This is a genomic window from Nostoc sp., from assembly GCF_036917755.1.
Classification (GTDB): domain Bacteria; phylum Cyanobacteriota; class Cyanobacteriia; order Cyanobacteriales; family Nostocaceae; genus Nostoc.
The window spans coordinates 93055-107231 of sequence record NZ_JBALFC010000009.1 but is presented as its reverse complement, the minus strand read 5'-3'; the positions used below and the strand labels follow the sequence as shown (position 1 = coordinate 107231).

The following is a 14177-nucleotide window of genomic DNA, read 5'->3' as shown; positions in this document are numbered from 1 at the left end:
ATTTATGGGGTATTCTGAATTCAGAATTCTGACTCCTGAATTCTTCTTAACAATGCTGCAACTGTGTTAACAACACAACAATTTCATCAATAGCCTGCCGCACAACTGTTGTAGGTTGTTCCGATTGATTCACGATAATACTAAAAACCAACGGCTCATATTTAGGCGCATTCAGATATCCAGATAGAGAAACCACACCCGTTAACGTACCTGTTTTTGCTTGGACAATGCCCTCAGCAGGTGTATCTTGAAAGCGGCCTTTCAAGGTTCCACTTTTACCCGCCACGGGTAAAGATGCACGATACAAATATCCTGTTGGTGTTCTTGCTATTCCTCGCAAAGTTTGTACAAAAGCTTCTGGTGTCACTAAGTCACGACGTGATAAACCCGAACCATCAACTAAAATATAATTTGCTGGATCAACTCCCAATTTAGTTAAACTCGCTTTGACAACTTCCAAACCGACATCAGCGCTAGTCTGATTTTTCACTCTGGGTTTTTTCACAGCTAATGCTCTCAGAAGTGCTTCAGCATAGAGATTATTACTATTTTGAAGAGTTTCCATTAATAATTCAGATAAAGGTGGCGACTCTACAAATGCTATTTCCTGTTGATTAACACCACCACTTTCTACTAATGTTTGTCCCAAGGTAATTTTTTCTGTTGCCAAAGTAGTACGGAAGCGTCGTAAGAAGTAATAATCAGGGTCAACTACAGGTAAATCTATTAAAGACGGTTCAGAATTCGTTGTCAGTTGTCCTTTAATTCGTAATACTGTTCCTGATAATTCGCGGGTAACGTTGACATAGCTTGGTTGATTTTGGGCAACGGTTACTGACTGATTAATTATCCGCCATTGTTTTGCCTCGCCAGCATCAATCCACAGCACTTGTAAAGATTTACCTACAGCCTGCGGTACAAGTTTTAAGCTAAAAATATTTTGATTTAGAATAAAGCTGCTGACTGGTGCGCCATAGTCTGACTGCACATCTTCCCATTGCCAGGTGGGGTTGACAATATCCCCTTGAATATAACTATCATCAACTATCAAGCGCTGAATTTGAGTGATACCTTTCTGTTTTAGCTGCTGTGCTAATGTTTGCAGTTGAGTATCACTTAAGCTGGGATCTCCCCTACCAACAACACGTAAAACACCATTGCCATTCTGATAAATTGAGGTGCGAATCCGAAAATTAGCACCTAACTGTTGCAATGCAGCTGCTGTTGTCAGCAACTTCAGGTTAGACGCGGGAGTAAAATATTTCTGAGCATCCCGACTGTAAAGAGTTTGCCCGGTTGAAAGGGGTTGCACCAAAATTCCCCAGCGCCCCCGACTAAATAAGGGACGATTGATTACAGCATCTATAGCTATTCCCAGTTGGGTAGAACAAATTGATTTGGTGGTGGTTGTTGGTGCAACTGGGATTTGTGCTTTAGCTGCTGGCTGGGTAACACCAATTTGAGTACCTACAAACAGCAGCATCAAGCCAAGAGAAATTTTCCTGGTCATCAGATAGTTCTTAAAACTACTTGATGATAATACCTTGGTGTGGCATTTTTTTAACCTTAGTTCGACGGAACGAAATTAACGCTTTCCTTTTCCTTTTTGTTTTTCCTCTTCTTCTTCTTCCTCTTCCTCATCTTCCTCGTCTTCCTCGTCTTCCTCGTCTTCCTCTTCTTCCTCCTCTGCCCCGAATATTTCGTCTATGAGTTCTTGCGCTCGCTTGTCTGAAATTTTCAAGGCTTCCTGAAGCTCAGAGATATAATCCTGTTCTGCTTCGGGGACTTCCTCATCAATCCCTACCACTAAGATAGCGGTGATGTATGCAGCTTCTCGATAATCTTTATCCGGTAAGGATTCGATCGCCTGCTTGATTAAAACTTCAGCTTCTTCTTCTTCTAGTAAGCTGACGACTTTCTGGGTCAACTCTTCATAGTCTTCATCAGAGAAATCTTCAAATTGGGAAACGGCACCCAACATTTCACTCAAACCGTATTGTTCTTCTATGGTTATACCTTCACCATCAGCAGCTGCGGAAAAGAGTCCTATAACTGCGATCGCAACTTCTGGTTCTAGAGCAACTGAATTAGCGCTACGGCCTTTGGGCAACTTGCGTTTAGACATAATTATCCTTTAAAGGTTACGTGATATTTCAGGAAGTAATACCTTGCGGTTTAGAAAGCTTCCTAAATTTAGGATTCCCAAAAGAATGCGGAAAAATACATTGGGATGAATATTTATTTTCATGAAAAATACGCACATAATATATTTTCTCCGTATAAAAACAGTTAAGTTGCCTTGAGCGATCGAGGTTTTTAGTAGTTGTGTATGCCACCGCAGCCTAGTTTGAAAAGTTATGATTGATGTATCAAATATTCTTTTACCCCACCCTAACCCTCCCCTTATAAAGGGGAGGGAATTAGATGTTCTGGTTTCCCCTTTCTAATGTTATTTTGGCGATCGCATTTGTTGATTTAGCGATCGCATTTCTCGATTTGGCGTTCGCATTTGTTGATTTAGCGATCGCATTTCTCGATTTGGCGTTCGCATTTGTTGATTTAGCGTTCGCATTTGTTGATTTAGCGTTCGCATTTGTTGATTTAGCGTTCGCATTTGTTGATTTGGCGTTCGCATTTGTTGATTTAGCGTTCGCATTTGTTGATTTAGCGATTATTGTTGCTGATTGCACTTATTCTCAAACAACAAATCGATAGGAAAAATGAGTAAAAATACAGACAAACTCGTAATTATTTCGTTGAACTTTTAATGAAATAAATCCACAAAACTACCCATCTCAGGCAAAAGGATACTCCACTATCTTGAAAAAGGAATTATAAAAAAAAGGATATCTCATGTCTTTAAGAACTCGTGCTTCTGCTGCTGTTGACAAAGCCCAACTTCGTCTCGCCTTGCTTAAATCCGTTGATGAAAATCTGGATTTAGGACATGGATTAACCATTGAAGCCTACAACCACCTCATCAACACTACCCGTGCAACGTTAGAAGCTCATAACACGCTTGTGTCCAATCTTGAAGAATCGCGTAAAACAATAACCCAGATGGATAAAGCCCTCTCCGAAATATCTGAACGAATGCTAAGTGGAGTGGCAACTGTCTACGGCAGAAACAGTATAGAGTATTCCAAAGCTGGCGGATCTAATCGAAAAAGAAGTAAACAATCTAGTTCAAAAGTTGCTCCACTTGTAGCGGTTCTTGCTACTCAACCTGCTCAAGCTGCAATTGTGAATGCGTCAACTAACGGTAACGGCACAACTCTTTTGCTGCAATAATCCACTTCTTTGATAAATCTAGTGCCGTGTCAAGCCTAAATTTCTGCATTAAATGTAAATTGGGTTAACGTAAGCAAACCCAACATGGATCATGTTGTTGGGTAATGCATTGCCTCAACCCAACCTACGTTTAATCCATCTGAATTTTATAGTGGCGATGTCTACGACGGGCTACGCCTACGCCCTTGTGGAAGAGTCCGCGATATCCTTTATTTAAGCTCGTCGGTTTAGTGCAATTGAACCAGAGATAGAACAGCAGATTCGCACATTATCCATTACTCAACTAGAAGACTTAGCTGAGGCACTGTTGGATTTCAACAGTCAAAGCGATTTAGTGAATTACTTAGGAAATATATTTTTACCTCAACCTAATCAGGAAGATTAAGTTATGCTTACGCAAGAGGAAAGGGGGCAGAAATTAGGGGAAATACCAGCATCTTTCTCCCCTTCTCTCTGCTCCCCTACCTCTGTAGTCACAATTATCAGAAAGCGTTACAGCTTCGTCCCACACTCAGCGCAGAAGTTGTGGGTAGGAGCATTTTTTGCACTACAGTGGCTACAATATACTGCTTCTACTGCGGCTTTCGGTGGTTGCTTCTGCAAGCCGACCATTTGAGCGTTGCTCTTGCCAGGGATTACCATTGGATAGCAGTTTTCGTCTCTGGTGACGTGGACATTCACGATGACTGGGCCGTTATGTGCCAGCATTTCGGCGATCGCATCTTTCAATTCACTGCGATCGCTAATTACCATGCCTTTAATCCCATAGGCTTTTGCTAATAACTCAATATCTGGCATCCCTACTTCCATATCTGAGCATGAGTAACGCTCACCATAGAAGGCTTGCTGCCACTGGCGCACCATCCCTTGCCAGCCGTTATTGATAATTAATGTCTTGACATTTATTCCATATTGTGCTATTGTGCCAAGTTCCTGCAAACACATTTGGAAACTGGCATCGCCACTGATGCAGATGACTTCTTCATCAGGAAACGCCACTTTTGCGCCCATTGCCGCAGGTAAGCCAAAACCCATCGTTCCCAAACCAGCACTAGAAATCCAGCGCCTTGGGCCGTTCTTCAGGAATTGTGCTGCCCACATTTGATGTTGTCCGACATCTGTGGTGTAGAAAGCGTGGGGTGCTTGGCGACTGACTTCTACGATCACTTCTTGGGGTGAAATGCTGTCGGGATGATGCGGCACTATTAGAGGATAGTCTTCGCGCCAACGGTTAACTAAATTTAACCACTCTTGGTTTTGATTCGGTGTAGCCTTGACCCCTGTTTCTTTGCATCGACGCAACAAGTCTACTAACACGTTCCGCACATCGCCGACGATGGGCACTTCGGGAACGCGATTTTTGCCGACTTCTGCCGGATCGATGTCGATGTGAATTACTTTGGCGCGGGAGGCGAATTCGTCTAACTTGCCTGTAACGCGATCGTCAAATCTCGCGCCAACGCAAATTAGCAAGTCACAATCACTAACGGCAAAGTTAGCGTAAGCAGTGCCGTGCATCCCCAACATTCCCAAAGCTAAGGGATGATGTTCATCAAATGCACCGATCCCCATTAAGGTTGTGGTGACAGGGATATCGAATAATTCAGCTAGTTCTTTAACTTCTTCATGGGCACCAGCTGCGATCGCGCCACCACCGACATACAATAGCGGACGGCGACTTTCAGTAATCAACTGAATTGCCGCATTAATCTGCCGGGGATTTCCCTTGACTGTAGGACGATAACCGCGCAATTTTACTGAACCTGGTTTCACAGGCACATAGTCAAATTCTTCTAAAGCTACATCCTTGGGAACATCTATCAAAACTGGCCCTGGACGCCCAGTGCTAGCGATGTGGAAGGCTTCGGCGACAATTCGCGCCATATCTTTGGGGTCACGCACTACATAGGAGTGCTTGACGATTGGTAGGGTAATTCCGTAAATATCAGTTTCCTGAAACGCATCTGTACCAATCGATGGACGTGCTACTTGTCCCGTAACCACAACCATCGGGATCGAATCCATGTAGGCTGTGGCGATGCCTGTCACTAAGTTAGTTGCTCCTGGGCCAGAAGTGCCAAAGCATACTCCTACTTTCCCTGTGGCACGGGCGTAACCATCAGCAGCGTGGGCTGCACCTTGCTCGTGTCTCACGAGAATGTGCTTCATACCACCAGTTGCTTCTTGCACCTTATACAGGTCGTCGTAAATTGGGAGAATTGCCCCACCAGGATAGCCAAAAATATAATCAACGCCGTGGCGATGAAGGCTGTCAAGCAGAGCAAAACCGCCAGATGCACGTTTGGGCACGACTGGCGGGCTAGAAGTACGAGACTGTTTGTGAATCTCGATTTGTGGGAGAGTTATTTGGTCAGGCGAATCTCCTACGGAGACACTTTGTGAACGCACGGTCAAACCTCTGACTATAGCTAAAATTAATGCTGAATGCTGTAGTTAATACTTCATTTTAATTGAAAAGTTCAATCAAAATCGGATAAATTTTTATATTATTAAATATAAAGCTAGATTATTAGCCTACATTAATTAAATGACATCTTGCAAGACTTTGCGGGTATTTTGCCAAGCCCAAACACCGACAACTGCAACCACAAGACTCATTGCTACAAGCACTATTCGCAAGCCCAGAGCATCAGTTAATGGCCCAGTAATCGCCAGAGGTAAGGCCAGAGCGATGTTGACGGCATGATTTTGAAAGCCAAATACTTTACCGTGCATAGTAGGCGGTGTTTGCTGTTGAATTAAAGTTTGCATGGGTACACCAATTAAGGCAGCACCTACACCCAAAAATGCACATAATCCTAGCGCCAGCAACAAGTTGTGCGTAAAAGTAAACACCCCTAAAACTAGTGCAATGATCAAAAATCCAACTAGAGGTAGGGGCTTGTGATGAAATTTCTCACCCCAGTGACCTAAAATCGCCGCACCAAATACCATACCCACCCCTGCTGCTGCCAAGAAAAAGCCAAACTGTTTTTCTTTTAGACCAAAATCCGCGGCTAATCGAATCGTCAGCACTGTTAAGGCTGCAAACACACAATATAAAGTTGTCAGTTGCAGCATGGCGTTCAATATCAAAGGGTTTTTCTTGAGATAGCGTAGGCTCTCGGTGAATTCAGCCCAAGGGTTATTTGATGCCCGATTTTCCTTCGGTCGTTTGGGTTCTTTAAACTTAATCGGCTGCATAATCGCACCCGATAATAAATATAATCCACCAACCACAAGCTCTTGACCGTATTCTTCTCCCATCAAGCTTTTCGCCAAACTCAAAATTGGCTCTCCTATAGCAAAGCCAACAATTAAAGCTCCCATCATCGTGCTGGTAAACAGCGCATTGGCTGCCAACAAATTCTCTCGCTTCACCAATAAGGGAATCGCTGCTTGTTCAGCTGGTGCAAAAAACTGCGTCACGGTGGAAATAGCAAAAGTCAGGATTAACAAAATCACGAACTCTCGTGGTAACAAGGGAAGACACAGCGTTAATATTCCCCGCACGACATCTGAGCCAACCATAATCAGCTTTTTTGGCAAGCGGTCAACAAAGATCCCACCGGCAGAGCCGAACAAAATTGCTGGTATTGTAAACGCCAGCATCAAAGTTGAGTACATCGAGTTTTGTGCCAACCCAGGAAACGGTGGGTATGTCTCCAGTAGAGCAATCAGCAAAACGAAGAAAACCTTATCTGCTAATTGGGACAGCAGTTGCCCAATCCACAAAAGCATAAAACCACGGTTTTTTAGCAGTGCGCCAAACCCGTTATTAACAGCAGCAGGTTCAGTTGGAAACATTAGATATTTTGGGTAGATGGGGCATTGGGCATTGGGCATTGGGCATGGGGCATGGGGCATGGGGCATTGGGCATTGGGCATTGAGCATTGGGCATTGGTTTATCTCCCCCATCTCCCTCATCTCCCTCATCTCCCTCATCTCCCTCATCTTCCCCACTCCCCACTCCTCACTCCTAACTCCTGTTTACTTACTCCATTGTCCGGATTAATTGCGTCATAGTGCTTTAACAGCATAAGCAAAAACTCATCTGCTTTCAGACGACCTTTGGGTGGAAAAATACCAATAGACGAATCTACCCAGCAGCCTTGTACAGTTTGGGGAGATTTCCACATTGACAAATGATCAACTGCTGGCTGTGCATAAAAGTTATTTTGCCCACTACCTAGCAAGCAAGAACTCCAATGGGTGAAATAATCATGGCTCATCCGATGAATAGGAAAATTACCCTGTAGTGGTACTCCCCATCCATCTATAGCAATAAAAGCTTTGACACGACCACCCAAAAGTTGCCACAAATACGCTGCTTTTATTGCCCCGACTACGCCAGCACTAAAGCTAATGAATATAAGTGGTGATTTTAGCCGATCGGCTACGCTAACGCGCAAAAACTGCAAGATGTGAAATGCTGATAAAACTAACAAATCTTTGCCCGGATAAATCAGTATATTTGCGTAATTAGGAGCGATCGCGCTATGAGAAATTACATCTAACAATCCTACTCTAAAGCTTTCAGTTAATTCTGGTTCATGGATTCCAGGGCAAATAATTATACTCATTCGTCTATCGTCTTAGCAGCTTTCACAATTATTCATAACTTAAACCTACTACAACGGTCTATTAGCTGTTCAGCCTATATGCAGTAATAACCGCACTCTGTCTTTTGATGTATTATTTTGATTTTTCCACCTATCCTATCCCCCTGGATGGGATAATATGTTACTAGTAGGGGGGATGTTCAACTATTCCCTAACTTCATATCTCTCTGCACTTTGGTTATATTGAGGAACTCATTGTGGTTGCCACGCCGGAAAAAGTACAACATACTCACGAGGAATTATCAGGTAAAGACCGTGTAGCCGTACTGCTCATGGGCTACGGCGAAGTCGAAAGCTACGAAGATTTCGCCAACTATAACGAACAGGCTTTAAATCTACTGACAGCAAAATTTGCTCCAGTACCAACCTGGATTTATCCCCCCCTGGCAAAGCTTTTGGCGCTATTTGACCGCCATGAGTGGGGACATACACACCACGATTTTATCTCTCCACACAATGCCATCTTTGAACAGCAACGTGCTGGTATTGAGAAGCATTTACAAGAAAAATGGGGCAATAATGTCCAAGTTTTCAAGGCTTTCAACTTCTGCGCCCCTTTCCTACCGAATCAAGTCTTGGCAGAAATCAAAAACCAAGGCTTCGATAAGCTGCTAATTTACCCACTGCTGGTTGTTGATTCTATCTTTACTAGTGGGATTGCGATCGAGCAAGTTAACAACGCTCTGGTTGAGTTAACTGATGGTGAAGAACACTGGGTTAAAGGACAGCGCTACATTCCTTCTTTCTTCAACGAACCAGCCTACATCGATTTAATGGCTCATCTGGTTGAGGAGAAAATTGCTGAGTTAGCCGCAGCTTATCTACCTTCTCAAATCGGCATTGTCTTAATGAACCACGGCTGTCCACATAAAGCCAAAGGATTTACTTCTGGGATTGCCGAAAGTGAAGCGATGTATGATTTGGTTCGGGATAAGTTGATTAATCGTTATCCCTTAATCTCAGTGGGTTGGCTAAATCACGATACACCTTTAATTGATTGGACACAGCCAAATGCAGAGCAAGCGGCAAATAACCTGATTCAATTGGGTGCGAAAGTAGTGATATTTATGCCAATTGGCTTTGCTACAGAAAACCACGAAACTTTATTGGATGTACACCATATCATCCATACTTTAGAAAAACAGCATCCTGGCACGAACTACGTGCAAATGGCTTGCGTCAACGACCATCCGCAATTTTTAGCGATGGTAGCGCAATGGGCTGATGCTCATATTGCACAGCTGTTGTCAGACCAAACTTTGGCAGTTAATCCCCAACTAGCAGGTGATCACCATCACCACCATCACCACCATTAAGGGACTGACAAATCAAAAAACATCCAATAATTTCTTGTGGGGTGGGTGTCTCACCCGCCCGTAAGCTAAGGCGGGCAAGATGCCCCCCCCACAAGATTGGATAGTTTATTTGTTGGAAATTCCTAAGTTTTGTAGGATGAGCAAAGCTTTGCCCACCCTACAACTAATTTACGCCCCGCAGCTTGCGAGTATTATCAACTAAACTCTGAGCAAATTGATCAAATCTCTGAGAAAGTTTCTCATCTAAGAGCTTGCCTTCAGGACTGAAAGCACCCCAAGCTTGTCCGATCGCAATTTGTTCGGGAATCACCCAACCATGCACCCATCTGACAATTAGTCGTAGGTCATTTAAAGCATTACTATTAGACTGACCACCCAATACGCTGATTAGTCCTGTCACTTTATCCGACAGTTGGTCAAAACTCATCAAATCTAAGGCATTTTTCAGCACACCACTAAGGCTACCATGATACTCAGGTGTCGCTAAAATTAATCCATCGGCGCGACTGACTGTATCTTGCAACCTCTGAACATCTGGATACTCTGGATACTCCTTTGCACCAGTGCAGAACGGTAGCTGCAACTGCCGTAAATCGAGAATTTCTACCTCTGCACCCACAGCTTCAACCCTTTGCACTGCTACTTGTAAAGCAAGCTGGGTATAGGAGTTGGGTCTTAAACTACCACCAATGCCAACAATTCTTACCATAATTAACCCACAAACTATTAGCTAGCTACTATCACCAGATTTATTTAAAAAGCGGAATCGTTATGACTATGTTTATCTTAGCGATTTGTGTCCGAATGTGTCAAATAAAAATCTACCTACCGGAAAATTTTTGAAAAAAGGAGCCAGAATAATTATCCAGGTTGCTCAACTTCATGCGATCGCCGGAAGAAACATGGGAATGGTTTTGTGTGGAAGTTAGACTAGATATGAAAAGTGTAATTTCCAGTTATGACAATTTTTGCTAGAAGAATAGGCATAAAACCATAGCTCAACTTGTGCCAGCAGACAAAGGGTAGTTATTATGACAAATTTGGGAAAAAAAGCATTGAGAAATAGGCAGTCATCAAAGCGTGTTGCTTGGGTTGGTGCGATCGCAGCTAGTTTGATTATGTTGCCAGGAATTTTCGGGAGTACTCCCGTCTTGGCACAAAAAGCAGAGAGTACCGCTTTAACTTATGGCGACTTGCTCAAGAAAGCGAAGGCGGGAGAAATCCAAAAACTAGAGCTGGACGAAACCGAACAGTTAGCAAGGGTTTATCTCAAGGGACAAAAAGATGATACACCACCGCAACAGGTGAGACTTCTGGCACAAAACACAGAGTTGATTAACATACTCAAAGATAAGAATGTTGATTTTGGCGAAGTTTCCTCTGCTAACAGTCGAGCTGCTGTTGGGCTGTTGATCAATCTCATGTGGATTTTGCCCCTGCTGGCTTTAATGGTATTGTTCCTCCGTCGCTCTACTAATGCTTCTAGCCAAGCGATGAATTTCGGCAAATCCAAAGCTCGCTTCCAAATGGAGGCAAAAACTGGAGTCAAATTTGAAGATGTCGCCGGGGTGGAAGAAGCTAAAGAAGAACTTGAAGAAGTTGTTACTTTCCTCAAACAGCCAGAAAGATTTACTGCTGTAGGCGCACGTATTCCCAAAGGAGTGCTGCTAATTGGCCCTCCTGGTACTGGTAAAACTTTACTAGCAAAAGCGATCGCCGGTGAAGCAGGTGTACCATTCTTCAGTATTTCCGGTTCAGAATTCGTGGAAATGTTCGTTGGTGTGGGTGCATCTCGTGTGCGTGACCTCTTCAAAAAAGCCAAAGATAATGCTCCTTGTCTCATATTTATCGATGAAATTGACGCAGTAGGTAGACAACGGGGCGCTGGTATTGGTGGCGGTAACGACGAGCGCGAACAAACCCTCAACCAACTGCTCACCGAAATGGATGGTTTTGAAGGTAACACAGGCATCATTATTATTGCTGCCACGAACCGCCCAGATGTCTTAGATTCAGCGTTGCTCAGACCGGGACGCTTTGACAGACAAGTGATGGTCGATCCACCGGATCTTAAAGGGCGACAAGAAATTTTGCAAGTCCACGCCCGGAATAAGAAAATTGATCCTAGCGTATCATTAGAAGCGATCGCTCGCCGCACTCCTGGTTTTACTGGCGCAGACTTAGCCAACTTACTCAACGAAGCCGCCATTCTCACCGCTCGGAGGCGCAAAGATGCTGTCACCATTTTAGAAGTTGATGCTGCTATAGATCGAGTCGTTGCAGGTATGGAAGGTACCGCCTTGGTAGACAGCAAGAGTAAGCGCTTGATTGCCTATCATGAAGTTGGCCATGCTTTAGTGGGCACATTACTCAAAGAGCATGACCCTGTGCAGAAAGTTACACTCATCCCACGCGGACAAGCACTGGGATTAACTTGGTTTACTCCCAACGAAGAACAGGGGTTAATTTCCCGTTCCCAACTCAAAGCCAGGATTACTGCAACTTTGGGTGGTCGCGCCGCCGAGGAAATCGTTTTTGGTAAGCCAGAAGTGACCACAGGTGCAGGCAATGACCTGCAACATGTGACAGGGATGGCGCGGCAGATGGTGACACGTTTCGGGATGTCAGAATTAGGCCCATTATCCTTGGAAAACCAGAGTTCAGAGGTCTTTTTGGGACGGGACTGGATGAATAAATCAGACTATTCTGAAGAAATTGCTGCCAAGATTGATTCACAAGTACGCGAAATTGTCAATACTTGTTATATCAAGTCCAAAGAACTGTTGGAAGAAAACCGCATAGTTTTGGAGCGTTTAGTAGATTTGCTAGCAGAACAGGAGACTATTGAAGGCGATTTATTCCGCAAAATTGTTGCTGACAATGCTCAGGTAGCCGATGCACAAGTGGCTGTACCTCATTAGGGTATTCCCCTGTTGTACTGCCCAGAAATAAATTAACAATTACTTAAAAACCCGGTTTTGATAAAGAAGCCGGGTTTTTTACCCTTCTATTTAAGATTAAGCGATCGCAAATACCTATTCAAACCTATACAAAGCGGAGTCTGATGCAGCAGTATAGCTCAGTTAAGGCTTAACTCTTTGTCAAATTCAATTTTTTTAACGAACCGCAAAGGACGCAAAGAACGCAAAGGAAGAGAAAGAAGAGAAGGAAGAAAATAAAGAAATGCTTAACTGAACTGTATTGATTTATGTGTCATTCCGCAAAACCCTAAATGGCTGATTATTGCTTTCCCATTTACGAATGTCCAAGTAGAGTTGTGTCTGGCGAAAGTAAATTTCTTCATAAGCAAGCCGCAAACTACGCTCAAGACTGTTCGGTTCAACATCAGCAGCTTTATTAGAGCCAAGCACTTTGCGTAAACCAAACGACAGAATTTCCACCAAATGATGACCACAGCAGATTTGCCAAGGATCATGGTTATTGCTTTTCTTACTATTTAGCTGTTGTCGCAAATCTTCGTCTTTCAAAGAGTAGGCTTGGGATTTATTTTTAATCTCCTGAATCAGCTTTAGTTCATCAATTTGCAGAGTTTGCTCATCAATGAACTTGCTAAATGTAATATCATCAAAGGTTAGGTTTAATCCTTCACACTTAGAGATCCAAAGCAAATAACCTACCGATATTCCATTTTCAAGTAATACTAATTTTACGTCTCGATTAAACCAGGACTTACGCAACTGGCACAGGCGATCGCTAAAATATAGTGCTTTTGTACTATATGAGTGAGGCAACAGGCACAGGGCGATGCCTGCGACGGGCTACGCCTACGCTAGTTGATAGTACATGAGTATTAATGGAATCCGATTCCGAAAGCTTAGTCAACGCATAAGAAGTCGCTGCAAAAGGAAACACTATTGAAATATTTATGAGAAAATAGGTAGAGGTTGTATTAGATAAATGTTGCTTAAGGTAATGAGATTTACTAAGCTTAATTACTGCCAATACTTATTAAGTAGTCAAATTAATTATACAATTACCAATTTGGCAGAGCATTTAGAGAGTATTAGCCATGATGCAATTAACTATTATTTGAAAACCCAAAAGTTAGCACCTCGTTTATTATGGGATAACGTAAAAGAGGTAGTTGAGTCTGATGACAATGGTTACATAATATTTGATGATAGCGTTTTAGATAAAAGGTATTCTGAAGAAATAGAAATAGTCAGAAGACAATATAGTGGTAACGAACATGGCGTACTCAAAGGAATTGGTGTAGTAAGTTGTGTATATGTGAATCCTAAAGTTCAAAGATTTTGGGTAATAGATTACCGCATTTTTAATCCAGACGTGGATGGTAAAACCAAGATAGACCATGTGAAAGATATGCTGCAAAACCTTGTGTATCATAAGCTTTTACCGTTTGATACGGTTTTGATGGACACATGGTATGCGGTACACAGTTTAATGCTATATATTGATAGTCTAGACAAAATTTATTATTGCCCTTTAAAAAATAATCGGTTAGTTGATGATACATTTGCCAAAGAAAAATATAAACGTATTGAATTATTAGAATGGAGTCCTGAAGAGTTAGAATGTGGTAAAATCATAAAAATTAAAGGGTTTCCCGCTCAGAAAAAAGTGAAACTATTCCGGGTTGCTGTTTCTACCAACAGAACGGATTATATCGCCACTAACGATTTATCTCAAAGTTCCACGGATGTTGTACAAGAGGTGTGTAAAATTCGTTGGAAAATCGAGGAGTTTCACCGAGAGATTAAACAACTAACTGGCATTGAATATTGTCAATGTCGTCAAGCTAGGCTTCAAAGAAATCATATTGCTTGTGCAATGTTGGTTTGGATTAGATTAAAGAATTTAGCCTATCAAACTGGCCAAACTGTTTATCAAATCAAGCATAATTTGCTGTCTAATTATTTAATTCAGCAACTAAAACGCCCAAGTATTCCTATGTGCTTGGTTTGA

Annotated in this window: 14 protein-coding genes and 1 pseudogene; 6 read left to right on the top strand and 9 right to left on the bottom strand. The window is 42.7% G+C overall.

Annotated elements, in window-relative coordinates:
* Nucleotides 1-46: 46 nt before the first annotated feature.
* The 3 genes from dacB to V7L05_RS02740 all read right to left on the bottom strand — a co-directional run bounded on the left by dacB (nucleotide 47) and on the right by V7L05_RS02740 (nucleotide 2656).
* A complete protein-coding gene (gene dacB / locus V7L05_RS02750; RefSeq protein WP_335161584.1) occupies nucleotides 47-1510 on the bottom strand; it encodes a D-alanyl-D-alanine carboxypeptidase/D-alanyl-D-alanine endopeptidase in 1464 nt (487 codons plus the stop codon).
* A 75-nt stretch (nucleotides 1511-1585) separates the two neighbouring features.
* Nucleotides 1586-2125 (bottom strand): tellurite resistance TerB family protein, encoded by a 540-nt coding sequence (locus V7L05_RS02745; RefSeq protein WP_335161582.1) that lies wholly within the window; start codon nucleotides 2123-2125, stop codon nucleotides 1586-1588.
* 324 nt (nucleotides 2126-2449) lie between these two features.
* On the bottom strand, nucleotides 2450-2656 hold the full coding sequence (locus V7L05_RS02740; protein WP_335161580.1) for a hypothetical protein: 207 nt from the start codon (nucleotides 2654-2656) through the stop codon (nucleotides 2450-2452).
* A gap of 197 nt (nucleotides 2657-2853) precedes the next feature.
* Here V7L05_RS02740 and V7L05_RS02735 point away from each other — a divergent pair, with 197 nt between their 5' ends.
* Together V7L05_RS02735 and V7L05_RS02730 are read left to right on the top strand one after the other, a co-directional pair.
* Nucleotides 2854-3291, top strand: a complete 438-nt coding sequence (locus tag V7L05_RS02735) for a hypothetical protein (protein WP_335161578.1) — start codon at nucleotides 2854-2856, stop codon at nucleotides 3289-3291.
* 232 nt (nucleotides 3292-3523) lie between these two features.
* Nucleotides 3524-3676 (top strand): annotated as a pseudogene (locus V7L05_RS02730) (DUF4351 domain-containing protein); the annotation flags it as partial.
* 107 nt (nucleotides 3677-3783) lie between these two features.
* Here V7L05_RS02730 and ilvB read toward each other — a convergent pair.
* The 4 genes from ilvB to V7L05_RS02710 form a co-directional block, all read right to left on the bottom strand.
* Nucleotides 3784-5700, bottom strand: a complete 1917-nt coding sequence (ilvB, locus tag V7L05_RS02725) for a biosynthetic-type acetolactate synthase large subunit (protein ID WP_335161576.1) — start codon at nucleotides 5698-5700, stop codon at nucleotides 3784-3786.
* Between the two features lie 135 nt (nucleotides 5701-5835).
* Nucleotides 5836-7098, bottom strand: a complete 1263-nt coding sequence (locus V7L05_RS02720; RefSeq protein ID WP_335161836.1) for an MFS transporter — start codon at nucleotides 7096-7098, stop codon at nucleotides 5836-5838.
* Entirely contained in the window at nucleotides 7098-7262 is a 165-nt protein-coding gene (locus V7L05_RS02715; protein ID WP_335161574.1) for a histidine kinase, read from the bottom strand. The genes V7L05_RS02720 and V7L05_RS02715 overlap by 1 nt, the downstream gene beginning before the upstream one ends.
* A complete protein-coding gene (locus V7L05_RS02710; RefSeq protein WP_335161572.1) occupies nucleotides 7243-7875 on the bottom strand; it encodes a hypothetical protein in 633 nt (210 codons plus the stop codon). The genes V7L05_RS02715 and V7L05_RS02710 overlap by 20 nt, the downstream gene beginning before the upstream one ends.
* 236 nt (nucleotides 7876-8111) lie before the next feature.
* Between V7L05_RS02710 and V7L05_RS02705 the strand changes: the two genes are divergently transcribed.
* The gene (locus V7L05_RS02705; RefSeq protein WP_335161570.1) at nucleotides 8112-9230 is read left to right on the top strand and encodes a ferrochelatase; all 1119 of its coding nucleotides are present in this window, start codon (nucleotides 8112-8114) and stop codon (nucleotides 9228-9230) included.
* A 163-nt stretch (nucleotides 9231-9393) separates the two neighbouring features.
* On the opposite strand, the gene V7L05_RS02700 is transcribed toward V7L05_RS02705, so the two are convergent.
* On the bottom strand, nucleotides 9394-9939 hold the full coding sequence (locus tag V7L05_RS02700) for an NADPH-dependent FMN reductase (RefSeq protein WP_335161568.1): 546 nt from the start codon (nucleotides 9937-9939) through the stop codon (nucleotides 9394-9396).
* 97 nt (nucleotides 9940-10036) lie between these two features.
* On the opposite strand from V7L05_RS02700, the gene V7L05_RS02695 reads away from it, so the two are divergent.
* Both V7L05_RS02695 and ftsH read left to right on the top strand, forming a co-directional pair.
* Complete coding sequence (locus V7L05_RS02695; RefSeq protein ID WP_335161566.1) at nucleotides 10037-10159, top strand: hypothetical protein; 123 nt, start codon at nucleotides 10037-10039, stop codon at nucleotides 10157-10159.
* Between the two features lie 102 nt (nucleotides 10160-10261).
* Nucleotides 10262-12151, top strand: coding sequence for an ATP-dependent zinc metalloprotease FtsH (gene ftsH / locus V7L05_RS02690; protein WP_335161564.1), 1890 nt, complete (start codon nucleotides 10262-10264; stop codon nucleotides 12149-12151).
* A 285-nt stretch (nucleotides 12152-12436) separates the two neighbouring features.
* Here ftsH and V7L05_RS02685 read toward each other — a convergent pair whose 3' ends face one another.
* Nucleotides 12437-12982: a DUF4435 domain-containing protein gene (locus tag V7L05_RS02685; RefSeq protein ID WP_335161562.1), complete on the bottom strand. Its 546-nt coding sequence runs from the start codon at nucleotides 12980-12982 to the stop codon at nucleotides 12437-12439.
* 181 nt (nucleotides 12983-13163) lie between these two features.
* Between V7L05_RS02685 and V7L05_RS02680 the strand changes: the two genes are divergently transcribed.
* The gene (locus V7L05_RS02680) at nucleotides 13164-14177 is read left to right on the top strand and encodes an IS701 family transposase (protein ID WP_335161834.1); all 1014 of its coding nucleotides are present in this window, start codon (nucleotides 13164-13166) and stop codon (nucleotides 14175-14177) included.

Bases quoted from the DNA above. Each gene is read 5' to 3' on its own strand.
- dacB (WP_335161584.1), bottom strand. From the start codon at position 1,510: ATGACCAGGAAAATTTCTCTTGGCTTGATGCTGCTGTTTGTAGGTACT.
- V7L05_RS02745 (WP_335161582.1), bottom strand. From the start codon at position 2,125: ATGTCTAAACGCAAGTTGCCCAAAGGCCGTAGCGCTAATTCAGTTGCT.
- V7L05_RS02740 (WP_335161580.1), bottom strand. From the start codon at position 2,656: ATGCGAACGCTAAATCAACAAATGCGAACGCCAAATCAACAAATGCGA.
- V7L05_RS02735 (WP_335161578.1), top strand. From the start codon at position 2,854: ATGTCTTTAAGAACTCGTGCTTCTGCTGCTGTTGACAAAGCCCAACTT.
- V7L05_RS02720 (WP_335161836.1), bottom strand. From the start codon at position 7,098: ATGTTTCCAACTGAACCTGCTGCTGTTAATAACGGGTTTGGCGCACTG.
- V7L05_RS02710 (WP_335161572.1), bottom strand. From the start codon at position 7,875: ATGAGTATAATTATTTGCCCTGGAATCCATGAACCAGAATTAACTGAA.
- V7L05_RS02700 (WP_335161568.1), bottom strand. From the start codon at position 9,939: ATGGTAAGAATTGTTGGCATTGGTGGTAGTTTAAGACCCAACTCCTAT.
- ftsH (WP_335161564.1), top strand. From the start codon at position 10,262: ATGACAAATTTGGGAAAAAAAGCATTGAGAAATAGGCAGTCATCAAAG.
- V7L05_RS02680 (WP_335161834.1), top strand. From the start codon at position 13,164: ATGAGATTTACTAAGCTTAATTACTGCCAATACTTATTAAGTAGTCAA.